Genomic DNA, 23,626 nt, shown 5'->3' with positions numbered 1-23,626 from the left:
GGAGCGTAAATCGTGCAACACAGGCGAGTACTATTCCTGGCCGTGGACTATTATGAGGCCCGCTCCTTGCCAGTTTGTTCGTGCTCAAGAACATGCGGATCATTTGAGGGCTCGGATTCTTCCGAGGCAGCAGGTCTTTGACTTCGGAGAACAACAATGCTCGGGAACATACTGGTCCACCTTCCAACAGAGCTCCCGGTGCGGGCTGCAATCACCGGCTCGATTTCCTTCGCACAGAGTACCGGCGCGCATCTTGACGTTATAGCCATCGGCTACGAGAGAACAATTATTCCGCTTCTTGCAATTGGCGTAACGGCGGTTACTTCTGTTTTCGAGGTTGAGCAGTCGCGTGCGTTGGAGCGGGCCGAAGCAGCACTTCATGCCTTCGATCTACAGGCACGGAATACCGGCATTTCCTATACGAGTCGCGCGCTGAGCGCGCTTCCAACCGACGCGCGCCGGATCATCTGCGCGAGCGCGCGAGTCCACGACATGACCATCGTTACCCAGCCTCAGGGCGGCTACGATAGTTGCGACAATCTGATACTCAGGGGGATCCTTTCCCGGGCTGGCGGGCCAGTTCTGTATCTGCCACCAACCTTCGACGGCGCCTTCTCGATCAGACGAGTAGGGATTTGTTGGGACGGCAGCCGCCGTGCGGCGCGTGCGTTGCACGACGCAACGCCACTTTTGTGTAAAGCCGATATCCTCACCATCATCGCGACCACCGCCCCGGACAAAGTCCCCGCAGAGAGTTCCACCGCGCATCTGGGAGAGTATCTCGCAAAATCAGGACTTCCTGCGAGGATCGTGTCACTTCCGGCATCCCGGGCAGCGCGGCGCGCTCTCCCGTCGCTTGCGACCGACGAGAGCCTCGACCTGCTGGTGATGGGAGGCTACGGTTGCTCTCAGCTGCAGGAGAGGCTGCTCGGCACCGCCAGCCATATGCTCCGCGGGATCAACATCCCGGTCCTGATGTCACAGTGAGGCGGTACGGGCGGCACGTCGCCGGATCCGCGAAGATGCCATCAAAATGCTGTCGCGATCGGCGCATCCGACGATGCCTGACCTCGACATCAGGCTAGATCACGATTGTCCTTCGGTTCCTACGATTGCGGAGTGCCGGCAGAGCGGACTGTTGAGCCAGGACAACATGTCACGCGAGCCTAGCTCTATGATTCAGTTTCCAACTCGGACCACATGAAGTGACGGCCGGGCCGTCGTCCACGTCGATGAGCATACATGGATCCTCATGATCCCGGCTGGCCACTCAAGGCTGACCAGGATCAGAGTCATGATTTGCAGGAGACTTCCTGCGCCGGGCTGAGAGTGACGGTGGGGATAGCTCTTGGAACTCTCCACCGGTGTGGCCGTGCGCTTTCGATTGTTTTCGTGGCGGCCTGCCAGGTCAGCCTTCTGATTCAAAGCTGGCCCAATTGATTTGAGCATGTTCGAGTAGCAGGGGACCGGCGTCGCGCGTCGTTCAAGAGGAACTCAATCATGAGCTTACGCGTAACTACCTAGTGGCTTCTACTTAGGTAAAACATCTGGATTTCACAGTTTGTCAGGAGCGGCCAATCTGCGTGTCATCGACGTTCGCAAGCAAAGTTCGCCGTGCACGCCTGGGCCGCCAGCTTTCCTGAGACCAGCCGCCATCCACCCAACGCCTTGGGTGGGAAATCCAATCGTGGACCGCTTGGTATGATTGCGACACCGATGCGGTTCACACGCAATAGCGAGATTTACGGAGAGGATGAATCAGCTGAATACCTTTATCAGGTGGTATCGGGGGCTGTGCGAACCTACAAAATTCTGGAGGACGGACGTCGTCAGATCGGCGCATTTTATTTGCCTGGTGACATCTTCGGCTTTGAGGCCGAAGAAAGCCATATCTCTTCGGCCGAGGCGATCTGCGAGACGCACCTGCTCATGGTGAAGCGCACCGCTGTCATCTTTCGCGCCAGCCACCAGAGGGAACTCGCTAGGCAGCTCTGGGACGCGATGGCGCTTGAGCTCCGCCGCTTCCAGGCGCATTCGATGCTCCTGATCAGCAGCGCAGAAGAACGGGTCATCGCGTTCCTGCTCGACATATCCCGCCGCACCACGGAGAACGCGGCCATCGATCTACCCATGTCACGGCAGGATGTTGCAGATTACCTTGGCTTGACCATCGAGACGGTGTCGCGCACTTTCACTCAGCTTGAGCAGAATGGCGCGATCGCCCTGCCGACCACGCGCCGAGTTGAGCTCCGCAAGGACACATTGTCCAACCGCTTTGCGCAGAACTTTGGCTAACGTGATTTGCGCCGGCTCCAGGCTAGGCGGCGCACGCCTCTGTGCTCCGAGCCGGCTGGACAATACAGCGAAGGACATCCAACTGCGGCTTGGGAAACCGGGCACAAATCGCCGCCAGTTTACATTTTCCTCCATGGAGCACCGCAATGATCATCGGTCGCTTGCTTCGAGAGCATCGTAATATCGATCTTCTTTTGGTCGCCCTTCAACGCGAATTGGAGATTTTTGAGGAAGGACATCGTCCGGACTATGAGGTGATTCGCGCGATTATCAGCTATTTTGAGGTTTACCCCGAGGTGTACCATCATCCTCAAGAGGACTTGATCTTTTCCAAGCTCAAGAGGTGCGATCCGGATGGGGCCGCACTGGTCGGCGATCTCGCGCATGAGCATCAGGAAGTCATCGACCGCTTGCACCACTTCGCTCGCGCAATTGACGGTGTCCTGGCAGATCGTGAAGTCTTTCGGCAAGACGTCGGCAAGATCGTACGCGACTTTATAGTATGCGAGCGGCACCACATGATGTGGGAAGAACGGGACTTCTTCCCCGCCGCCGTTGCGGCTTTATCGGCTCAGGATTGGGCCGAAGTCGCTTCCGCCCTCACCGATCACGGAGATCCGCTATTCAGCGAGACAGCTGAAGCGGCCTCCGATGCGTTGAGAGCGCATATTCTACAATTGGAACAAGAAGCTGAGGCCGAACGGAGCGCACTTGCGTTTTCGAGCGCGTTGGCCGGCAACCCGCGACACAATGCGGAGAGGGAGGGGCCACACTGACCGCTGCCGCATTCGGCAGGAAATGGACATCATTCATGGGGCTCAAATGAAGATCGCCTCGCCGGCTCTCAGATCGAGCACAGGCGATATGCTTCTCCGCCCGATGATCGTTTGCTCTAACTGGCGGCGCAAGCGGCATGGCCGACGTTAAAGGCGGTCTGATTCGGCATAAGGCAGTGACCGTAACAGGCTCGGCCACGAGCATTGGCATCGCGCGAACGGACATTTCTGAGCAGAGCTGTCCGACGTCAATTAATGGTTCGTTTGCTGCTTCGTTTCGTCCGGTTTTCTCGCTCGATCTGACCATGATGGGAGGTGCATTTCCAAGAAAGCTCATCCTTGCCGCGGACCGCTTCATCACAATTCAAAATATGATGTATGCGCCGTTGGCATGCCCCACCGGCCAGCCCATCAGTAACCGCGATATTTGAGGCAGCGCAAAGCTTACCAAGCCCCTGTCCGATAATCGGGCGCCCAGAGAGCGAGAGAGGCATCGCAATGCGACCGGACCTAGCACAATTCTACGGGCAGCACCGACTACCGCGCTACACCAGCTATCCGAGCGCCCCTCACTTCTCGGCATCAGTTCGGGAGCTCGACTATCAAGCTTGGCTCAAGTCTCTCGATGGCCAGCAGTCCGCCTCTCTCTACGTGCACGTGCCATTTTGCCGAAGCATGTGTTGGTACTGCGGCTGCCATACATCCGTCACGAAACGCGACGATCCGATCGCGATCTATACAGCTGGATTGCGCACTGAAGCCTACCTCGTTGCAGATGCCATTGGCCAACGACAGGCAATCTCTCATATTCACTTCGGCGGCGGCACGCCGACGATCCTGACACCTGAAGCATTCGCCGATTTGGTCGGCTCGTTGCGTTATTCGTTCGCCATTCTGCCTAATGCTGAGATCGCCGTCGAGATTGATCCCCGCAAGTTGAGCAATGCGATGGCGGAAGCCCTGGGCTATAGCGGGGTCAACAGGGCAAGCCTTGGCGTGCAGAGCTTCGACCCAATCGTCCAACAGGCCATCAACCGCCGGCAGAGCTTCGAACAGACCGCAATTTCGGTCGAGCGGTTACGCCACGCCGGCATTTGCCGGATCAATTTCGACCTGCTGTATGGGCTGCCCGGGCAGACGGTCGATTCGTGCCTGGATACCGTCGGCAAATGCCTCGAATTATATCCGGACCGGTTTTCGGCTTTTGGTTACGCGCACGTCCCAACCTTCAAGAAGCATCAACGCAAGATCGACGAATCCACTCTGCCCGACAGTGTCGAGCGCTATTTCCAATCCGAGATGGTAGCTCACACTTTGGTTGACGCTGGATACGTACGCGTAGGCCTCGATCACTTCGCCCTGCCGCATGACAATCTCGCTGTGGCAGCGAAGCAAGGCAGATTGCGCCGCAATTTCCAGGGATATACTGACGATAGCGCAGTTGCGCTTATTGGCCTCGGTTCTAGCGCCATCGGCCGGCTGCAGCAGGGGTTCGTCGCGAATGCTGTCTCGACCAGGGACTACCTCGCTCGCATCACCGAGGATCGGCTCGCGGCCGCGAAAGGCTATTTGTTGACTGATGATGATCGCTATCGGGCGGAGATCATCGAACGAATTATGTGCGACATGACAATCGATCTCTCCGAGACGTCTCGCCGTCACGGCAGGGATCCGAATTCGGCTGTTGTCGATCGGCCCGGGCTCGACAGCCTTATCGCAGATGGCGCCGTCGTAGTCGAAGATGGCCGGCTTTCCGTAGTCGATGGCGCGCGGTTTCTGGTCCGGAACGTCGCCTCCGCGTTCGACGCTCACCTCGCTCGATGCGGGGCTATGCACAGCGCGGCGGTCTAATCGTGTGAGCGGCGGGCCTGCCACTCTAGCAATCCGCACTTCGGTCACCAGTGAACTGGCTTATGCCCGGTGCGGGCCGATCTCGTGATCGTGGATCATCCTATTTGTCCACCACTTTCATGGTCGCGCGTATCGATCCGCCCATCCATTCCGAACAGGTTCCCAAACCTTCGTTACAGTGGAACCGGACAGATTGCCTGCGCAGCCAGACAGGATCATGCATCGGTTGCTCGAGTACTTCTTGCAGTCGCGTTTGCTCGCATGGTCGCGCTGATCCGGCGGCAAGAAAGCGCCGCCAATTGCATTCGCCTTGGTCGGTACTAAGCCGGTCGGGTGTCGCCAGCCGCAGTCTTTGCTCGCCTCGACAAACCATTATGACCGGATGCTCCAAGCAAACCTTAGTCTAGTGTTGCAATACTCGATGACATCGGTCGCATACCACAGCATGATTGAGCTATGCTGATCCGTGCTTCAACTTGGGGGCGATTTACGGCGGATGTCCTCGCCGGCAATCGAACCATCGGCTGTCCTCCCTCCGCCGATGGAAGTCGGCGATGTGTCCGCATCGCTCCCCTCAGACTTAACTTTCGCCCGGCCGGCTAAGCGCGGCCGGGCTTCTTTTGTCCGAGTTCGGTCGAGATGATCCAGAGAGCAAACGCGTTATGAGCGGGTCAGCGTCCGGGAAGAGAGAGGGAGAGAGAGAGAGAGAGAGTAGGATCAATGACTTGTCCGATCGGAGGCCGCGCGCAGTTGCCGGGCGGCGGCGACCATGTTGATCAGCGCCGGGCGAACCTCCTCCCATTTGCGCGTCTTTAGACCACAGTCCGGATTTACCCAGAGCTGCGAATCCTGCAGCCGCTGCCGAGCCAATGCTATCAGCTCCTTCATTTCGCTCGCCTCGGGAATGCGGGGAGAATGGATGTCATATACGCCCGGCCCAATTTGATTGGGATATTTGTAGTTCCTGAACGCGTCGAGCAGCTCCATCTTCGAGCGCGACGTCTCGATCGAGATGACATCCGCATCCATCGCAGCAATAGCGTCGATGATGTCATTAAACTCCGAATAGCACATATGCGTATGAATCTGGGTCTGATCTGCAACGCCTGATGAGCAAATGCGGAAGCTATCGACGGCCCATTGAAGGTAGGCCGCCCACTCCGATCGGCGCAATGGCAACCCTTCGCGGAGGGCCGCTTCGTCGATCTGGATCATGCTCGCACCGGCTATCTCGAGATCGCGGACTTCGTCGCGGATCGCCAGAGCGATCTGCCGGCAGACCTCGCCTCTTGGAATATCATCGCGAACAAACGACCAGTTCAAGATCGTCACCGGTCCGGTTAACATTGCCTTTACCGGCTTACTAGTCAATGATTGCGCGTAGAGCCACCAATCGACCGTGATCGGTTTTGGCCGCAAAACATCTCCGAACAGGATCGGTGGCCTGACACAGCGCGAGCCATAGGATTGTACCCAACCATTCCTGGTAAATGCGAATCCGGCGAGTTGCTCGCCGAAGTACTGCACCATGTCATTACGCTCGAACTCGCCGTGCACAAGGACGTCCAGACCAATGTCCTCCTGCCAACGCAGAGCGCGCGCGGTCTCCTCCTTGAGGAACTTGTCGTATTGCTCGTCGCTTATGGCGCCTTGCGCATGTGCTGCGCGCGCATTACGGACCTCTGGGGTTTGCGGGAAGGATCCAATCGTCGTGGTGGGAAAGGCCGGTAGTCCAAAGCGCTTGCATTGGATGTCGGCTCGACGGACAAATGGGCTGGCGCGCCGGCACATGGCCTGGTCGATAGCTCGCATCCGCACCGCGAGATCGGCATCGCGGATCTTTGGTGAAGTCCGGCGGAACGTCACGGCCGACTGCGATTCAGCAAGGCTTTCAGCGACATCGTGATCGCCCGCGAGTGCCCGCGCCAGGATCGCAAGCTCACGCATCTTCTGTACCGAAAAGGCAAGCCAGCTCTTGAGATCGGGTTCAAGTCCGGTCTCGAGTTCAACATCGACGGGCACATGAAGCAGCGAGCAGGACGGAGCAATCTGGACATGACCTCTGCCCAGCTTCGCAATCACGGGATCCAGTTGCTGGCGGAGCGTCGACAGGTTTGACCGCCATACATTTCGCCCATCGATGACGCCGAGGGACATGACGAGGTCACTTCGGCGGGCAGCAATGATTCGGCCCAACAGGTTCGGCGCGCGGACCAAATCCACGTGCAGTCCGGCAACGGGCATGTTTAAAGCCGTGTCCAGATTATCGCCGAGATCGCCGAAATAGCTCGCGATCATGATCTTGACGTCAGGAACTTCCCTGGCGAGCCGATCGTAGACGTGTAGCAATGATCTTCGCGCCCCCTCCTCCAGATCAAGGACCAGGCAGGGCTCGTCGCATTGAACCCAGCTTGCTCCCCGTTTGGCCAGTTCTTGCAGAACTTCGACATAGACCGGTATCAGCTCGTCCAGGAGCGACAGCGGCTGGAACGCAGGATCCGCGCTCTTGCCAAGCTTCAAGAATGTGACCGGCCCGATCAGCACAGGGCGGGTCTGGAACCCGAGGGCCTTAGCTTCCTCGTACTCCTCGATAGGCTTTCGCGAGGACAGGCGGAACGTCTGTCCCCGATGAAATTCAGGGACCATGTAGTGGTAGTTGGTGTCGAACCACTTGGTCATCTCCTGTGCGGGTGCGCCATATCCACCCGATCCGTGGCTGCTACTCGCAGTCTGGCGGCCCCACTGTGAACCGCGGGCCATCTCGAAGTACGTCTTGAGCGAAACCGGTTCGGTTTCCGAGGCGTAGACTTCCGGGATAGCACCAACCATGACAGAGGTGTCGAGCACCTGATCGTACAACGAGAAATCGTTCGACGGAATGACAGTGACACCGAGGGAGTTTTGGCGGGCCCAGTTGGCAGCGCGCAGGCCAGCTGCGTCCTCGAGCAATCGCTGTTCGCTGATTGCGCCGGCCCAGTAACTTTCAAGCGCGCGTTTGAGCTCGCGCCTTGGACCGATCCGTGGCGTTCCAAGCGTGGCAACCGGAAGGGAGAGAAGAGACATAGCGCTAACCCCGTAGTTGGGGGCAAAGGCCATGGCGGACGCTAGCACAATCGCCCGAGGGCGGTTGCTTGGCGCACCACCGGGACACCCCGCCCGTGGACGTATATGTGGTCGAGGCAGGTCTCCTGGCTCGCGGGTCATCGCTGCTGTCCGGCCTTCCCGAAGCCGCACAGGCTTCAGTGACTTTGTTGGACAGCGGCTCGCCGCTTACAGTTGCGGGGGCAGCGCCGGCCTGTTCACCGGCTTCCCTCTTAGCTCCGGATCAAGCGCGACCGGAGAACCTCGACGACTTGGATTATCGGCTACAGACCGCTTCCGTCAACCTCTCAGATGGCACTCTCACTTCAATGCCGCCATCGGTGACTCCAATGGCCATTTAACGCCGAAAGTTGACCACGATTGGAAGCTCTCTCCGATACATGTGTCGAGAGAATTGTCGAAGGCGCAATTCGCGGCGCTTCCAACGCGCCAGCATCCTGTCTCTCGACAGTCGAGAATCGCCGCCGGGGGCAAAACATCTGCGCAACCATTCATCAGCATGCCCGGCGCGCATGTTGACTTATGAGCCCACCAATCCTGATAGGCGACTTGCGGTCTCTGATGCCGATAATACTCGGGCACGCATATCGATTCGCCTCAACGCACACTGGGGAGGCCCGTAATGAAAATGGCTGTTTGGAGCGCCGTCGGCGTATTTGCTGTCACCGTCTTTGCGGTCAGCCTGTTCAGGAGGCTGCTGACAGCGTTCATGAATCAATCCGTCAGTCAGACGCTCTCGAGAATGTTGAGCAACTTGAGAGGAAGCTAGCGCGACTTGATCGCTTTTCGCTTACCCGGCCGGCGCGACTGGAAACAGCGGCTCATCCAACCATGAATGCGTAATCGAGGCAGCTGGACGACTGACCGTGTGCGTAGGCTTCCGAACGATTCCAACGCCCGGCGATGATGAGCGTTTTTTGCTTATTATCGTTTGCGAGCCGGTAGAGATCGCGGGCGTTCGGGTGACCACACCGACCGGACGGTCCGACAATCTTTAAAAATGCTTCCCGATTTCTCATCCGTAAACCGGCAGCGCCCTTCGCTTACGCCTCGAAGATCGGCGCGACAAAGCTGAGCAAGCCCGCGCTGATCGGCGGATTGGAAACATTGAAACGAGCGGAGGTCGGAAAGCCGACAAACGCTGCACGAATCCGGCGCGATTTACCGGGTATTTCCTGGCACGAAGGATGCAGGCTCAAGATGCCCGGGCTTCTCCCCCTGGGCAGGTCCAGCACAGCAAATTGAGGTTGTCGCTGGCCCACTGAAGTTAGCGGCGCGTGACGTCGAGTGGGCTGCGCCTGCTCGCGCGCGGGACATCGGCAGGCGCCCGCGTCACGTTGCCGCTAACTTCTTCCAATCGAGGATAGCATTGAAGGCTGCCGCTTTGACGTGTGGATGCAAAACCGATGGTCCTGCCGCTATGAAGAGAATGTCTGCAAGAGCCACGCTTTGTCTCTGTCAATTGCTGATTTTCCTTGCTGGCCTGGTTGCGACGGGCAACAGTGCGCGAGCCGGCGAAAACGCGCTTGTCGAGCGAGTCAAGTCAACCTGGCGAGCACGAGACGGTGAGACAATCGAGCACATTGTTTCCAAAGTCTCGAAAGTGGCTCACTTCGTCCCTCGAAACTGGGGAATCGCCGAAGGCATCGACCACACCGAGTATGTTTATCTTTCCTGGACCAGACGCCAGGATAACATATCAGACGAACATTACGTTATTACCTGGAAGGTGGGGACCGACGGAAAGATTGAAGTTGCGTCTCCCTATGCAAAGCCCATCGAACTCGGCTGGCGTGCCCTCGCGCTTTCACTCATCGCCAGTGAAGTCACCGACGGAGAAAAAGACGCAAACCTTCGTTTTCTGCATGATCCGGTCAATTTCAACTTTGTGACGACCGCGCGGGGCAAGCTCGGAGATCTACTGCGGCGCGGCCGCTGTCATATCATCGAACCTGTTGTCGTGGATTACGTGACGGCGGCGAATGATAAGCCGACCGAGAAAGCGAACCGTTGGCGCGTTCTGCTGTTGGTGAACTGCAACATACCAGGCCCGCGTTATTTTACGGAGAATGGCGTCATCACCTTCGAGAAGCGCGAGGGGCACGATTGGGAGCCGCAATCTTTCCTTGCCAAGAGGATTGCGACCTCTCCTCCCGGCTCTTGGTTCCGTCACATAGAGCCAAACGAACGGGAGGCGTTGGAGGGGGTGCGAAAGGCCTCGGCAAATAATCAGGACGGCAGCGCTACTCCTTGAGCACCGAGCGGGTCGGGCCAACAGCAAGACCCATACGCTGAAATAGTGACGCGTCCAGCTATGCCAGCAGCAGGCAAGTCTTTCTCCGGCCTGCAAGCCCCCAATCGAGAAAGCCAGGCATCAGGATGGCGCTCGCCTCTTCGGACGAGTAGGCGGCGGAACCAGCACAAAAAGACACATCCGCTCTCGCCAGCGCGACGTGTCATGCTTCACGGACCAAGCGAGGCGACGCTGAGGCCAAGCCCGACCCGGCGTGCGCGCAGCGCATCGCGCGACCAACAAGCACCCGCGGGAGCGAGTGCAGCGACGAGACCGGTTTAAGAGGGACCCCGGGAACGGGGCAGTGATAGCGACGCCGGCATCCTCAATGGCGGCGGGACCCTTTCCCGAGTGCCCCCGGCGAGGAGCTCCGCAGCCTTGCTGCGAGGATGAAAGATCGAACTGAGCTTAATCTAAATTTCCTCGCGCGCATTCGTCTGCGCGTCATAGATCTTGATTTGAAGCGTGGGAAAACGCTTCTTTAGTTCTGCTCCACCAGCCCGGGCGCCGTCTCTGGTTGCGAATTCGGCCTTGAGCCGGCCGTCCACTTCTAGCGCGTAACAAGAGACCGGCAATTCGGGGGTGGCCATAACCATTTCAATCCCATTGTGCGGCGAGGCGGTTGAACATGATGACTAGCGTGAGTCGCCCAAGTCCCGCCAGCGCGAATGCCGCAATGCCTGACTGCAGACACGTGTTGTGGATTAATTCATCGCTCTGAAATCGCGACCAGATCGCAACTCGCAAGAGTGCGAGGACGCCTTTGCACCGCGGCCCGTAAAAGCCGTCCCACATCATTCCGCACGCTACGCCGAACCGTGCTTTCTTCCGTTCGACGAGCATCGACGGCCGGCCAGGCCTATGGAAGTCATTTCGCGCGCAGCGTTTCAGGGCAATGACGGTCGCGGATGCGGCCCACCGTGTAAGTGAAGCATGGTTGCTCTGTGCCGTGGAACCAATCGAGAGGCCGATCTCTTTTGAGCAATCACTCTATTCGTGCCTTGCCAAGCCTCCACTTTCCTTACCATTAACCGCGTGCAGTCCTGTCGAACGATAGAGACTTAGCAGTGCGGCTTCTTCCGCTCGGCGGTGAAGACTAGCACACGACCGCTTTTTCCGAGCCCTTGGAGAAATAGCGTGCCAAGCGCCCTTCCCGGGTCGTGAGTCCAGCGCTGAAAACATGCGGGAATATGTCCGGGAGAGAGGGAGCGAGCTTCGGATCCCAGAGCCGCATCGGAAAATACCCCCGAAGAAATCTCTTGAATCTCACCCAGCGTCAGGTCGTAGGCTGAAAGTATAAGCAAGCTTCCACAAAAGCGCTTCCAAAAGCATTGTCGAAAGATGCCGACCAGACGACGACCTGTGCGCTCAGCAGTCGGCTGTGACGACACCAGTTCGCTGCGATGTTGTGAGCCGATGAACCAAGAGCGAAAGGATATCAGGATGAAGTACCGCGTAATGATGGCAGCATTGCTCGCCATCATCGCGTCTCCCGTTTGCGCGGCGAAACTGAGCGGTGCTCCCCAAATCCTCGACGCCAACACGATAGAGATCGCGCAAACGCGAATTCGGCTCTCCGGTATCGAGGCCCCCGAGACTGATCAGATTTGCCTGGATACTCATGGTCAGAAATGGGCCTGCGGGGTAGCTGCTCGTGATGCCCTTATCAACTACTCGAATGGACGAATATGGGATTGTCAGACCGCAGGAGTAGACAAGTACGGCAGGTTTCTCGGCAGTTGCTTCGTCGAGGGCCAGGACGTGAACGCCTGGATGGTAAGCTCCGGCTGGGCACTGTCATCCGGTCCATCCGCGCATGTTTACCTCATCAATGAGGTGGTGGCGAGCAATGCCTTTGCCGGCCTGTGGTCGGGGGCATTCATCACCCCTTGGGACTGGCGCCGCCGCAACAAGAGCACGATCATTGTCGGCGCGAGCTCGGTGCCGAACAAAGCCCAGGAACTCCTGCTCGGATCTGCTCTGCTATCTGACCCGCCCTCCCCCGACTGCGTGATAAAGGGCACCGTCGACGGTAACGGCGAGCGCACGTATCACTCTCCGGGACAAATCAGTTACGGACAAATCGACATGACGAAGAAACCGGCTGAACGCTGGTTCTGTAGCGAAAACGAGGCCGAAGCCATGGGTTGGCATAGAGCCGCGCGATAGAGGTCCTATCAATGCGTGCAAACTATCCACAGGGCACTCCGTATCCGACCGAGGTCCCTCCATCCCGCCGCTCGCTGTTACTGTTCGCTCTTTCGGCATTTGTCGTGCCGTTTGCCGGCAACATTGTCGACGCGAAGCAAGCAACAGCGCCGCCGAAGCCGGATAATCAGCTCTCGCCCGATGCTGCACTGAAGCGGCTGATGGAGGGTAACGATCGTTATGTGCAGAGCGCGTCGCGAGGGCGCGATCTGGAACGCGAGCGCCGACTTTTAGTCGATGGCCAGAATCCATATGCGGCGGTTCTGAGCTGCGCCGATTCGCGGGTAGCGCCCGAGCTTGCCTTCGACAGCGGACTTGGTGATTTGTTCATATGCCGCCTCGCCGGTAACTTCGTCAACGATGACACGCTAGCGAGCCTGGAGTACGCAGTCGCCGTACTGAACACGCCGTTGATCCTGGTACTCGGTCACGATCACTGCGGCGCGATAGAGGCCACCATCAACTCGCTTGACGAAGGCAAGCCGGCACCGGGACATATCCGCTCCCTCGTCAGCGCGCTTGCGCCTGCCGTAAGAGGGACCGGCCACCAACCAGGTGATAGCTCCGCCGATGTGATCCGGCAGAATGTGATCGATAACGTCAATAAACTCAAATCCGCCAGCCCGATCCTGAACCCAGCTGTTGAGCAAAAAACACTCGCGATCGTCGGCGGTCTATATCGGCTCGAAACCGGCAGGGTCGACGTATTGGGCTGACGCTGATGCCTTCGCGCTATCGTCCAGCCGGTGTGCCCTCGCCCCCTCAATCAACTGACACAACATTCGCGGATACGGTGCTGTCCTAGTTAGGACGCTCGACAGAACAAACTAGGACACTTGGGGGATCGGTGTTGATGGAGCCGCCTTCCTGACAATCGTCAGCCGGCAGCTAACGGCCGCTTCGGTGCGGCCCATGTGAATGGCTATCTCTCGGAGCGTAAGCCCCGGTACGCCGGTGAGCGCGATCAGCGCAATGTCATCCTCAGGCGTCCAATGCTTGGCTCGGTTGATCGGCATAGAGCGTCCCCCACAAACTGCGCCGGTCACTCCTTGGTAACCGATGGGATTTGGGGTGGCCTATCCGTGCGATTACGGGGCCGTTTTCTTTTAGGTCACGTAGGCTGCCGTGCCTAAGTGAATGCGGGAACACCTGCTCCACCGCAAACTGACGACATGCTCAGATTTGATCATCACATGGACGGTGTCGAGTACAGCTTCGTCGGATTGGCTGCGGTTTCACTCGTCGCGCCGATCGCTAGTGTGAGCTGTCTCTTCATCTGGTGACGCTCGCCACCTCCAAGGCGTCGCCCACCGCCCCAGCGTGTGCCCCCTCGCTGGGGCCGTTTCTTTGGAACTGCCGTTTCAGTGCGTCAGCGAGCGGAACAGCATGGAAAGGGAATCTACGGTCAAGTCACGATTCTTCAAGTAGTGACAGGCGCTGTAGAGATGACCGAAAATCGTATTCGCGCGGATTTGGCTCGTAAGACCAGCACAGGCGATACGACAAATCGAAGGCTACCATCTGATTGTGGAAGGCCTCGTAGAACATGGGGAAGCGGCTCATCTGCTGGCTATCGCCGTAGCTGAGACCCAAAACCTCACCCGTTTCTACCTGCTCCAGTGCGCCGTACTGACTGGCCTCGAACTCGATGTCGGTCACGATGTTGCTCCATCGTCAGATGATAACCATCTGTCGAGCTTGGCTGTCTTCGCAGCATGATGACTTGTGCTTAACAGGGATCATTCCAGCGACGCTGCTCCATCGGCGGCCGTGAAAGTGATTGCTGACCGCGCGACATGGGTACGATCCGGCGATCGGTCGGGTATATTGATTTCAGTACGCCTTCAATATCGAACAGGTTCAGAACCTGTACGATGCGTACCGTCCGATCCTGGCTATCAAGCAGGACTAAAGATTACATACAGAAGAATTGCGACGAAGATGGCTGTCCAGCCAACCGATGATATGAACAGTGCTACTCGCGTCGACATCATGCTTTTTCTCCTTCGGCAGCCAACGAAGCCGCCAGTGTCGGAAAGAGCAACCTCGTCGAAATTATGTCGAGTTCATACTTGCGCCGCATAAAGCGGAACTAACGCGCACGGAACGTCGCGATCACCGACCGGCGGGAAGATTCGCAGCGCCCCGGCCCATTCCTCGGAAGATCGTTGACCGATCCGGATGCCGACAAGCATCATGATTGTGGGACCTCACCGTATCTTACCCCAGGTCTCTTCGACCAGCGCATCGATCATCTCGGATACATCATCTTGCTCGACATTAAGCGTTAACGAAATCCGCAACCTTGCCCTGCCCGGGGGCGCTGGCGGTCGTATTGCTCGGACATCAAAACCGCGCGCCTGCAGCGCAGCGGCTAGCCGGATTGTGCGTGCGTTGTCACCAACCCTGTAAGGAATGATCTGTGAGCTCGAACGGGTCGGGCGGCCGCAGATGGCGAGCTGACGGTGTGCAAAATCGATAAGATCGATCAGGCGTCGCCGCCGCTCAGGCTCCTCCTGTACAATTAAAAGGGCCTGCCGAGCAGCGACTGCCATCAGGGGCGATGGCGCGGTGGCGGAAATAAATGGACGACACCGATAGACCATGAAATCGCGCAATACGCTCGATGCAGTGACAAGAGCCCCGGCCGCCCCGAGAGCCTTCCCGCAGGTGTGGACCACCAGAATATATCCGCATCCCTGGTAGGGCGCTGTGAGCCCCCGCCCCTGCTCGCCGTAAATGCCTGTAGCATGGGCCTCATCCACAACCAGGAAAGCCTCGTACCGTTCAGCGATTTCAACCAGATCTGCAAGCGGCGCAAAGTCACCGTCCAAACTGTAGAGGCTCTCGATCGCAATCCAGACGCGCCCTACGCCGCCTTTGGCGTGCCAATCGCCAATCGTGTCTTCAACAGATTGAGGATCATTATGGGCGGCTATCCGGAACTCAGCTCGGCCCGCGCGCGCCCCCTCATGCATGCTGGCGTGCACGAGCGAATCGAGAACCAGCAGATCGCCTCGCTGCGGCAGCGTTGTCAAAATGGCAAAGTTTGCAATGTAACCGCTACCGAAAAATAGCGCTGTCTCCGCGCGAAAGAACCGCGCCGCTTCCGTTTCGAGGGCTTCGTGTTCCCCGCAATTGCGGCGCAGGAGCCGTGACCCGCCGGCTCCGATAGGAGTACCAGCCTTGAGCGCACCGAACAGAGCCTCCTTCATACGTGGCGCGCTAGCCAGTGCTAGATAATCGCTCGAAGCAAAATCAACACCTGCACGTGCCGTGAGGCCGGGCCGCCCGCCCTCTTCTCTCATAGCTTCCACGGCCGCGGAATACCGATGAAGCTTGCTCTGGTGAGTTAAGTTCATTGCTTGATCCAGCCTATGCCATCGAACGGGAAGACGAGGGTACGCCGCGCAGAACGCAGTTGCCTGCCCTCAAGCAGAGTACGCGCGACCTTTGCGCCTTCCCATGGCTGCAGCCCGTCTATCGAAGCCGCCAGTCCCGATTTCGGAGCGCTTCGATCACGTACATAGCCACCGTCGTCTCGGCTCCTATAAGTTACATCTTGTCCGCTGAACGGCTATACTGGCCACGCGGCCGCGCCATCGATCAAGTCTTTGTCCAACAATCTGGCTCGATCACTGGAGCGCGACGCATTTGCGGGACGTTCTACGGCATTCTGGCCAGAACGGCAAAGCACCGCGATAGCTTCCGTCGGGTCGGTCGACGCGATGACCAGGAGCGTTGCTGAGGCACCTTTCGATATGGACCATCACGACCACTAGCGCGCGCTCGAATGTCTCAAGGACGTTCCCAAATGACCGCCCTCAAGGTGAGCCACATCCGCCGACAGTCAAGTAGAACCGGCATTCCACCAGGTCTCCGTACGCTCGCCCGCTCCGGCGCTGCTGCCGCCGCAGCTGAATCCGCGACATCGCAGGAAGACACCTGTGCCTTTAATCCCTTGCACCCAAAAACGCCTCACCGAGGAGGCCCAATGAGAGGACGCGCCTTGCGCTGCGCGCTCTTCTACTCTTGGATAGTCAAGTTGGCAGATTATCGTTTGCCATTCGCGCAACCTCGGCACGAACCGGACAGCCGCGCACTACGACAGTGAGTGCGATCCAATTGCATCATAATCGTTCGATGCGTACGAACCGTTCCCAAGGCCACTGCCAATTTTAACGCCAACCGCTCTGATAACCTTGCGGCGAGCATCGCGGCAACCGGAGCAGCGTCGCGGTGCAGCCAATGCGACAGTCACGTCCTGACCGGTTTGGGCCGCGAGTTCGGATGTCTCAGGATTCGTGACGTGATTTGTTCATCGACACGAATGAGTTCAATCCAAGCGAGTTTCGACGGCAGACCGGAACTCGCACCGCTTCGCTGGGATAGATCGAATGATCTGACTTGGCAGACTTGACTGCCGATGTGTCGCATTAATTCGGAAGGCGTCCACTCCTTCCGAACTCAAAACGCTTCCGGAAATCGCAAAGGAAGAGCTCGCCGCATGTACAATGGTTGGTACGGTACGCGGGTTCGGACTTTCGACGGTACAGGTTTGACCGATGGTGAGGCCTGAAGGTCTGCTCGCCTGGCATTTGCCATCGGGCACCTCGCGAGCTCTAATCAGGGCCCGTTGCACGTGCAGTGAGGAGGCACGGGAGTTAGGTCGTTCTTCTGGCTGGCGCCGAGAGTAAGCAGCGACAAATGCGGGCGCGTGCTGGCATTGGGCGGTAATATTAGCTTTGCACGGAGCTTCCTTACAACGGGCAGCGGCGACATATAGGGACACCCGCACGCACCAACACCGATCGCTATCTGAGCTGTCATATAGCACTGATCTCACCAGCAAGGACCGGCAGACGCTGCCGTGTCGGACACCGGGCAGTCGCGCAGTCTCTTGGCTCGGTTTGTATCTTGGGTGCCTTTGCCTGTTGATGAATCTCGACCGAGGACGCGCCCGCCTCGGTCATTTGCTTGGCGAATCGCTGCATTCACCTCGCGCCCTGTCCGCTTGATGACACGATGTGGCTGGAACCAGACAGAGTTGGCGCTAACACCCCGCTGACCCGGCTCGTATCACGCGATTTACTTTTAGGGAAACACAGCTAGCAGGCCCTGTTTGATGGCACATCGATTGCTGGTGAGACGATAAACGGATCAACAGGTTCGTGAGGCCTCACAACTCCCTGTTTGAGAAGAGATGGGAAGCCAGCGCTATCGCCAGCTCTCGCAGTCCTGGTCAAACGGGTGAGGACGGATGCTGCCGCCGCAGTTGTTTGCTTACCGGTCCAAATTCAAGGGCAGCGCCGATGGCCATGTGTTGTTCAGCATTCGGGCCCCTCAACACCGTGTTGTTGACCCGATCCGCTCGGCAAGCGGTTTGGAGAGGAAGGAGCTTGCGGGCTGGTCACGATCAATATCAACTGCGGCAATCGGCGATCTTCTCGGGCTTCACCCAATACGGCCGGCTCTGCCATGCACTCGCAATCTCCGTCCATGACCGGCTACACCGCTGGTCGTCTTATCACTGAGGACAAACATGAACGCTCCGCCAGAAACGATCGCAGCAGAAACGGACGTTTCAGCTGCAACAAGTGATGATCTGTCGCCGCTGCTGGCCGATATCCGCGCGCGCCGTAACGAGTTTGCCCGCGCGCAGCAGGTTCCAGACGACGTTATTCAGGCATTCAAACGCGTTGGCGTCTACCGGGCTTTGGCCGCCAAACGTTTTGGCGGCGACGAGAGAACGCCTGCAGATTTTTGTCGCTTGATCGAGCGTATTTCCGAAGCGGACGGATCGGCCGGTTGGGTCGCCAGCTTCGGCGACGGGGCTCGCTACCTCTCTGCTCTCCCCGAAGACACGCTTTGCCGCGTATATGCCAACGGACCCGACGTGGTGTACGCGGGTGCAGTTTTCCCGCTCCAGCCCGCTCAACGAAGTGCTGCCGGGTTTGTCGTGAACGGCGTGTGGCCCTTCGCCAGCGGATCAACCGGCGCGGAGCTAATTGGCGTTGGAATCACTCTAGACGATGATCCAACAGGCGGACTTGCGCGTATAGCCGTGATGCCAGCCGACCAGGTAACTATCCGTCCCAATTGGGAGGTCATCGGCCTGCAAGGCACCGGCAGTCATGACATCGTTGTCGACAATGTTATTGTACCAGAGGAATGGACACTGATCCGCGGCGGTCCACCGGCTTTCGACGTGCCCCTCCATCGTTATCCTTCCGTGACTTTCGCCGCGCAGGCGCATGCGATTGTGGGCATCGGCATTGCGCGCTCCGCGCTAGACGAGGTGATCGGCATGGCCCGGAGCCGCGCTTCAATTACTGGAGCGCCGGTGATGGCAGAGCGCGGTTACGTCCAGCTGGAGGCCGCCAGAGCCGAAGCCATGCTGCGCTCCGCACGCTCCTTCTTCTATGAAGCCACCGAGGAGCTATGGAACGAAGCGTTGCAGGATGCGGTCCTGCCGAATACGACAAACCTGATGCGCCTTGCCGCGACCAACGCCGCCCGACAGAGCGCCGAGGTCTGCAAGATCGCGAGCGGTCTCGCAGGAACGCAATCACTTTATACCACAAGCAATCTCGCGCGCGCAATGTGCGACAGTTTCGTGGTTGCACAGCACGCAGCCTTGAACGAAGGAACACTTCAGAGCGTAGGTCGTCTCCTGCTCGGGAATTTAGCGCCGGCAGGGTTTCCATGAGGGCCGGCCATCCACGAGTACCTCCGCACGACCCGCAACAACGGATTGCCGAATTTCGCATCATGCTCGCTCGCCCGAGAACTCGTCCGGAAGTGTGAGACGCCTATGCGAGCGACTAGATAGCCAAGCGGGAAGCCTTGAACCAGGCTACGGGAACAATCCGCGTGTTCACGGAGGCAATGTCGCAGCTGACAATTCATCCGGACTGCGACAAACTTTTGGCCATTGAGGTAAAAACTCTCGGGCCGAGCCGGGATTGCTCGATCTGTTGCATCGCATTTCGTTCAAGATGGAGATCCTTCGCCGCAGTCTCGGTCGTGCGGGATAGGGAGAGGCCGCCTACCCTATTTTGGGTTGCAACCACTCGCCCCGAAAGACAACAAGGTCCATCAAACGCTGCGAAGCCCATGAACTATGGATAGTGCTGTGACAGGGTCTTTCGGCTTGTTAGCAAAGAGGATCACAGTTCACTCTACCAACCGACAAGCGATTCCGCACTCGTCAAACTCGCCATTTGTACGCTGCGTACAATGTTTTGCGCGTGGGCGATACAGCATCTGTTCTACGTGTCCATTAAGCTATGCGCTGGATGCAGCATAGAGTCACCAATGAACAGCGCTGAGTGGAATGGAAGACAGGCAGCCAACGAAACGTCGTCATCTGATTGACGCGTCTTATTCCGCGGCGATATCACGTCGGGAACATCCTTGTGATCCGCACCAGAATCAAATCATGATAGATCATCACGATCCAACATGAGCGATTCAATCAAAGTCCCGTCGCACAGCGCCGAAAGTATCACGGCGCCTCTGCGGCACGCGACCTTCCGTCGCATCTGGATTGCGAGTCTCCTGTCCAATGTCGGCAGCTTGATACAAGGCGTAGGTGCGGCCTGGGCGATGACGCAGATGACGTCATCAGCTGACAAGGTGGCGTTGGTGCAGACCGCGCTGTTGCTACCAGTGATGCTGATTTCAATACCAGCGGGCGCAATCGCCGATATGTACGATCGCCGCATCGTGGCACTGGTTTCGCTTGGCATCGCGCTCGCCGGCGCAACTGGCCTTACGGTGGCCGCCTGGCTTGGCCTGGCGACGCCGAACGTCTTGCTCGTACTCTGCTTCGTGGTCGGCAGCGGCATGGCGCTTATGGGACCGGCCTGGCAATCATCCGTAAGCGAACAAGTGCCGCTGGAAGCGCAGCTACCTGCGGCCATTGCGCTGAATGGCATCAGCTACAATATCGCACGGAGCGTCGGCCCCGCGATCGGCGGCGTCGTGGTCGCTAGCGCCGGTGCAGTGGCCGCATTCGCGCTCAACGCGCTGCTCTATCTGCCACTGATGGCCGCGTTGTTCCTTTGGAAGCGCGTCCGCGCCCCCTCACGCCTGCCGCCTGAAAGATTGAGCCGCGCAATGGTATCTGGCGTGCGCTACGTCAGCAATTCGCCATCGATCAAGGTCGTATTGCTTCGTACCCTTGTAACCGGCGTTGGAGCCGGCGCGATTACAGCGCTGATGCCTCTGGTGGTGCGGGATGTGTTGCATGGCGACGCCCAGACCTACGGCATCATGCTTGGTGCTTTTGGCGTGGGGGCCGTGGTCGGCGCGTTGAACATTGCCGAGATCCGCAGGCAGATGAGCGGCGAAGCTGCGATTCGTGCCTGTGCATTGTCCATGGGCGCGGCGATGGCTGCCGTGGCGCTGAGCCGTCAGCCGGTATTGACCGCGGCCGCGCTGGTCCTGGCAGGAGCCGTGTGGATGCTGACATGGGCGGTGTTCAACATCGCAGTTCAGCTGTCGGCGCCACGCTGGGTGACCGGTCGCTCGCTAGCGGCCTATCAGGCGGCGAGTTCAGGCGGGATTGCCGTCGGCAGCTGGGGGTGGGGCCACCTGACGGACGCGGCCGGCGTTGAAACCGCTCTGCTGGTGTCGGCCGCGCTGATGCTCGCCTCACCACTCATCGGCCGTTGGCTACCCATGCCCCGGGTCGGCGCGCGCGGCGAAGAGCCCGAGCTGCTCGCCGATCCCGAAGTACGGCTCGCCTTGACTGGACGCAGCGGGCCGCTCGTCGTCGAGATCGAGTACCGGATTGCACAAGAGAATGCCCGCGCGTTTCACAACGTCATGCAAGACGTGCAATTGTCCCGCCAGCGCAACGGCGCCTATGGCTGGTCGATCGCGCGCGACATCGCCGATCCCGAATTGTGGACCGAACGTTATCACTTTCCTACCTGGCTCGATTATTTGCGCTGGCGCAACCGCCCGACCCAATCGGAACGAGCGCTGGAGCGGCGGGCCATTCACTTCCACATCGGTCCTGCACCGGTACGTGTTCGCCGCATGCTGGAAAGGCCATTCGGCTCGGTACGCTGGAAAGACGACACACCCGAGCACGCGAGGGCGGAAATGCGGCCCGAGATGGCAAGCGCGGCAAACGCACGTAGCCGGCCGCTTCGGCCGACCAAGTAACCCGGTTTGCCAAAGCCCGGAACCTTCGCGAACGGATGTGCTTGAATATGCAGAATGCCGAGTTTCGGGCAGGCTCTTCGGCTAGTTCAAAGTGCGAGTGGCCCGCCAGCGAATCCGATCTTATGACCAAGGCCGGCCGCGTCACTCGAGCACTGATCGCGCCAGCAGCTAGTACAGCGAAAACGGCTCTGTGCTCGCTTATGTCCGCCTCCATCGATATCGGTGACACATGTTGATTGTTTTCATATGGGGGACAGTGTGAAAGATCGCCTCATCCCTCCCCGTCCGGACAGCCCGCCTCTCGCATACGCATTCCTGACGCGGCGGGCTCTGTACGTTGTGGACCGAGCTATCACTTTCCTGACTGCATGATTCCGCTAGTGTTCGTCCAAGGCAGCCCGTGCGTTCAACGAGCGGCGGGCAATATGAAATGGACAACGCGTTGCGAGAATGAGACGGGACGCTTTGTACGTTAACGTTGCTCGTTGATCTAGCTCCGCCCTTGCGCACGCGCCCCGGCCTATCACTCTGCTGGAACGGCATCGGAAAATGTCCTCGTACTGCTTTCGGGTGATGAGCTCCCTGCCGATAGTTCCTCGAACCTTTATATGGTTCGGCGAGACGGAACTGTTTCTCCACCGGCTCAAGGTGGGCTGTCGCTCCATCATGGCAGTGCACTCGAAGGGGTTCGATGCGCGACCATGACTTTATCTCCGGCTGCTTTTTAGGCGCTGGCCGTCGCCGGGCTCGCTTTGCTTTGCTCGACTTACTCGCCGCCGCATTTACCTTGTGAGGACCATCCATGACATCACTCAAGCTGATTGGCTTTGCGCTTGGAGCACTTATTGCGCTGTCCACCGAGGCATTGGCAGAGGACATCACCATCGCCGTCGCCGGACCGATAACTGGGGGCGAGTCCGCCTTCGGCCGGCAAATGAAGAACGGCGCGGAGATGGCGGTGGAGCAGATCAACGCGTCCGGCGGCGTACTCGGCAAGATGCTCGTCCTCGACATCGAGGACGATGCCTGCGATCCCAAGCAGGCGCGATCTGTCGCGGAGAAGATCGCTGCCGCCAAGATTCCATTCGTTGCCGGGCACTTTTGCTCTTCGTCGTCGATCCCGGCTTCGGAAGCCTACGCGGACGGCAACGTACTGCAGATCACGCCCGCCTCGACCAATCCCCTGTTCACCGAGCGCAAGCTATGGAACGTGGCGCGCGTCTGCGGCCGCGACGACCAGCAGGGGCAGGTTGCGGCCGATTATATCGCCAAGCATTTCAAGGGCAAGAACATCGGCATTCTCAACGACAAGACCACCTATGGCAGGGGGCTTGCCGACGAGACGAAGAGGGCCCTCAACAAGGCAGGCGTCATCGAGAAGATTTACGAGCCCTATAACAAGGGCGACAAGGATTTCAATGCGATTGTCTCGCGCCTGAAGCGAGACAATATCGATCTCGTCTATGTCGGCGGCTATCATCAGGAAGCAGGTCTCATCCTGCGCCAGATGCGTGATCAGGGCCTGAAGACCGTACTGATGTCGGGTGATGCCCTGGCTGACAAGGAATTTGCCTCGGTCACCGGCGCAGCTGGAGCGGGCACGCTTTTCACTTTCGGGCCAGACCCACGCAACAAGCCAGCGGCGGCTGCCATCGTCAGTAAGTTCAAAGCCAGGAATGTCGATCCCGAAGGGTACACCCTCTACACCTACGCTGCAGTGCAGGTCTGGGTTCAAGCCGCAATCAAAGCCGGCACCACGGATCCGAGGAAGGTGATGGACGTGATCAAGGCGGGCTCCTGGGACACGGTGATCGGCAAGCTGGAATACGATGCCAAGGGTGACATCAAGCAGATCGACTATGTCGTTTACAGGTGGGACGACAAGGGCGGCTATAGCGAGACCAACCCGAGCGCGTTTTGACGC

General features: G+C 58.6%; 17 protein-coding genes and 1 riboswitch. Of the genes, 11 read left to right on the top strand and 6 right to left on the bottom strand.

The window, feature by feature from the left end; all coding sequences use genetic code 11:
• Positions 1–156 precede the first annotated feature (156 nt).
• The 5 genes from CK489_RS13680 to hemN all read left to right on the top strand — a co-directional run bounded on the left by CK489_RS13680 (position 157) and on the right by hemN (position 4,922).
• Positions 157–987 carry a universal stress protein gene (locus CK489_RS13680; RefSeq protein WP_050404869.1) on the top strand — a complete coding sequence of 277 codons (831 nt, stop codon included), beginning with the start codon at positions 157–159 and terminating at the stop codon, positions 985–987.
• A 714-nt stretch (positions 988–1,701) separates the two neighbouring features.
• Positions 1,702–2,295, top strand: a complete 594-nt coding sequence (locus CK489_RS13675) for a helix-turn-helix domain-containing protein (protein WP_050404870.1) — start codon at positions 1,702–1,704, stop codon at positions 2,293–2,295.
• A gap of 146 nt (positions 2,296–2,441) precedes the next feature.
• Positions 2,442–3,071 carry a hemerythrin domain-containing protein gene (locus CK489_RS13670; protein WP_050404871.1) on the top strand — a complete coding sequence of 210 codons (630 nt, stop codon included), beginning with the start codon at positions 2,442–2,444 and terminating at the stop codon, positions 3,069–3,071.
• 137 nt (positions 3,072–3,208) lie between these two features.
• The gene (locus CK489_RS13665; protein WP_050404872.1) at positions 3,209–3,502 is read left to right on the top strand and encodes a hypothetical protein; all 294 of its coding nucleotides are present in this window, start codon (positions 3,209–3,211) and stop codon (positions 3,500–3,502) included.
• A 67-nt stretch (positions 3,503–3,569) separates the two neighbouring features.
• Positions 3,570–4,922: an oxygen-independent coproporphyrinogen III oxidase gene (gene hemN, locus CK489_RS13660; protein ID WP_050404873.1), complete on the top strand. Its 1,353-nt coding sequence runs from the start codon at positions 3,570–3,572 to the stop codon at positions 4,920–4,922.
• Positions 4,923–5,639: 717 nt separating this feature from the next.
• Here hemN and metE read toward each other — a convergent pair.
• Positions 5,640–7,985 (bottom strand): 5-methyltetrahydropteroyltriglutamate--homocysteine S-methyltransferase, encoded by a 2,346-nt coding sequence (metE, locus tag CK489_RS13655; protein WP_095732678.1) that lies wholly within the window; start codon positions 7,983–7,985, stop codon positions 5,640–5,642.
• A 98-nt stretch (positions 7,986–8,083) separates the two neighbouring features.
• Positions 8,084–8,285, bottom strand: a riboswitch (cobalamin riboswitch).
• 782 nt (positions 8,286–9,067) lie between these two features.
• Positions 9,068–9,223: a hypothetical protein gene (locus CK489_RS41320; protein WP_157113598.1), complete on the bottom strand. Its 156-nt coding sequence runs from the start codon at positions 9,221–9,223 to the stop codon at positions 9,068–9,070.
• A gap of 230 nt (positions 9,224–9,453) precedes the next feature.
• Between CK489_RS41320 and CK489_RS13650 the strand changes: the two genes are divergently transcribed.
• Positions 9,454–10,278 carry a nodulate formation efficiency C protein gene (locus CK489_RS13650; RefSeq protein ID WP_244522124.1) on the top strand — a complete coding sequence of 275 codons (825 nt, stop codon included), beginning with the start codon at positions 9,454–9,456 and terminating at the stop codon, positions 10,276–10,278.
• 452 nt (positions 10,279–10,730) lie between these two features.
• Here the strand turns inward: CK489_RS13650 and CK489_RS13645 are convergent, their stop codons facing one another.
• Both CK489_RS13645 and CK489_RS40780 read right to left on the bottom strand, forming a co-directional pair.
• Positions 10,731–10,907 carry a hypothetical protein gene (locus CK489_RS13645; RefSeq protein WP_244485953.1) on the bottom strand — a complete coding sequence of 59 codons (177 nt, stop codon included), beginning with the start codon at positions 10,905–10,907 and terminating at the stop codon, positions 10,731–10,733.
• Positions 10,908–11,378: 471 nt separating this feature from the next.
• On the bottom strand, positions 11,379–11,801 hold the full coding sequence (locus tag CK489_RS40780) for a hypothetical protein (RefSeq protein WP_143278151.1): 423 nt from the start codon (positions 11,799–11,801) through the stop codon (positions 11,379–11,381).
• On the opposite strand from CK489_RS40780, the gene CK489_RS13635 reads away from it, so the two are divergent.
• On the top strand, positions 11,761–12,486 hold the full coding sequence (locus tag CK489_RS13635) for a thermonuclease family protein (protein ID WP_050404925.1): 726 nt from the start codon (positions 11,761–11,763) through the stop codon (positions 12,484–12,486). The genes CK489_RS40780 and CK489_RS13635 overlap by 41 nt on opposite strands.
• An 11-nt stretch (positions 12,487–12,497) precedes the next feature.
• Positions 12,498–13,241 carry a carbonic anhydrase gene (locus CK489_RS13630; protein WP_050626558.1) on the top strand — a complete coding sequence of 248 codons (744 nt, stop codon included), beginning with the start codon at positions 12,498–12,500 and terminating at the stop codon, positions 13,239–13,241.
• A 694-nt stretch (positions 13,242–13,935) separates the two neighbouring features.
• On the opposite strand, the gene CK489_RS13620 is transcribed toward CK489_RS13630, so the two are convergent.
• Together CK489_RS13620 and CK489_RS13615 are read right to left on the bottom strand one after the other, a co-directional pair.
• Positions 13,936–14,184 (bottom strand): hypothetical protein, encoded by a 249-nt coding sequence (locus CK489_RS13620; RefSeq protein WP_050404878.1) that lies wholly within the window; start codon positions 14,182–14,184, stop codon positions 13,936–13,938.
• Between the two features lie 551 nt (positions 14,185–14,735).
• Positions 14,736–15,887: an 8-amino-7-oxononanoate synthase gene (locus tag CK489_RS13615; RefSeq protein WP_095732652.1), complete on the bottom strand. Its 1,152-nt coding sequence runs from the start codon at positions 15,885–15,887 to the stop codon at positions 14,736–14,738.
• A 2,180-nt stretch (positions 15,888–18,067) separates the two neighbouring features.
• Here CK489_RS13615 and CK489_RS13610 point away from each other — a divergent pair.
• The 3 genes from CK489_RS13610 (at position 18,068) to CK489_RS13600 (ending at position 23,623) form a co-directional block, all read left to right on the top strand.
• Positions 18,068–19,234, top strand: coding sequence for an acyl-CoA dehydrogenase family protein (locus CK489_RS13610; RefSeq protein ID WP_050626561.1), 1,167 nt, complete (start codon positions 18,068–18,070; stop codon positions 19,232–19,234).
• Positions 19,235–19,989: 755 nt separating this feature from the next.
• Entirely contained in the window at positions 19,990–21,702 is a 1,713-nt protein-coding gene (locus CK489_RS13605) for an MFS transporter (RefSeq protein WP_095732651.1), read from the top strand.
• A gap of 802 nt (positions 21,703–22,504) precedes the next feature.
• The gene (locus CK489_RS13600) at positions 22,505–23,623 is read left to right on the top strand and encodes a branched-chain amino acid ABC transporter substrate-binding protein (protein WP_050626563.1); all 1,119 of its coding nucleotides are present in this window, start codon (positions 22,505–22,507) and stop codon (positions 23,621–23,623) included.
• Positions 23,624–23,626 lie beyond the last annotated feature (3 nt).

The organism is Bradyrhizobium sp. UFLA03-84 (assembly GCF_002289535.1).
Taxonomy (GTDB): Bacteria; Pseudomonadota; Alphaproteobacteria; order Rhizobiales; family Xanthobacteraceae; genus Bradyrhizobium; species Bradyrhizobium viridifuturi.
Note: the sequence above shows the minus strand (reverse complement) of the source record. Positions and strands in the feature narration are given on the sequence as shown.

Excerpts from the sequence above, each read along its gene's own strand:
- CK489_RS13680 (WP_050404869.1), top strand. The coding sequence starts at position 157 with ATGCTCGGGAACATACTGGTCCACCTTCCAACAGAGCTCCCGGTGCGG.
- CK489_RS13675 (WP_050404870.1), top strand. The coding sequence starts at position 1,702 with ATGATTGCGACACCGATGCGGTTCACACGCAATAGCGAGATTTACGGA.
- CK489_RS13670 (WP_050404871.1), top strand. The coding sequence starts at position 2,442 with ATGATCATCGGTCGCTTGCTTCGAGAGCATCGTAATATCGATCTTCTT.
- CK489_RS13665 (WP_050404872.1), top strand. The coding sequence starts at position 3,209 with ATGGCCGACGTTAAAGGCGGTCTGATTCGGCATAAGGCAGTGACCGTA.
- hemN (WP_050404873.1), top strand. The coding sequence starts at position 3,570 with ATGCGACCGGACCTAGCACAATTCTACGGGCAGCACCGACTACCGCGC.
- metE (WP_095732678.1), bottom strand. The coding sequence starts at position 7,985 with ATGTCTCTTCTCTCCCTTCCGGTTGCCACGCTTGGAACGCCACGGATC.
- CK489_RS13650 (WP_244522124.1), top strand. The coding sequence starts at position 9,454 with ATGTCTGCAAGAGCCACGCTTTGTCTCTGTCAATTGCTGATTTTCCTT.
- CK489_RS13645 (WP_244485953.1), bottom strand. The coding sequence starts at position 10,907 with ATGGCCACCCCCGAATTGCCGGTCTCTTGTTACGCGCTAGAAGTGGAC.
- CK489_RS13635 (WP_050404925.1), top strand. The coding sequence starts at position 11,761 with ATGAAGTACCGCGTAATGATGGCAGCATTGCTCGCCATCATCGCGTCT.
- CK489_RS40780 (WP_143278151.1), bottom strand. The coding sequence starts at position 11,801 with ATGATGGCGAGCAATGCTGCCATCATTACGCGGTACTTCATCCTGATA.
- CK489_RS13630 (WP_050626558.1), top strand. The coding sequence starts at position 12,498 with ATGCGTGCAAACTATCCACAGGGCACTCCGTATCCGACCGAGGTCCCT.
- CK489_RS13615 (WP_095732652.1), bottom strand. The coding sequence starts at position 15,887 with ATGAACTTAACTCACCAGAGCAAGCTTCATCGGTATTCCGCGGCCGTG.
- CK489_RS13610 (WP_050626561.1), top strand. The coding sequence starts at position 18,068 with ATGAACGCTCCGCCAGAAACGATCGCAGCAGAAACGGACGTTTCAGCT.
- CK489_RS13605 (WP_095732651.1), top strand. The coding sequence starts at position 19,990 with ATGAGCGATTCAATCAAAGTCCCGTCGCACAGCGCCGAAAGTATCACG.
- CK489_RS13600 (WP_050626563.1), top strand. The coding sequence starts at position 22,505 with ATGACATCACTCAAGCTGATTGGCTTTGCGCTTGGAGCACTTATTGCG.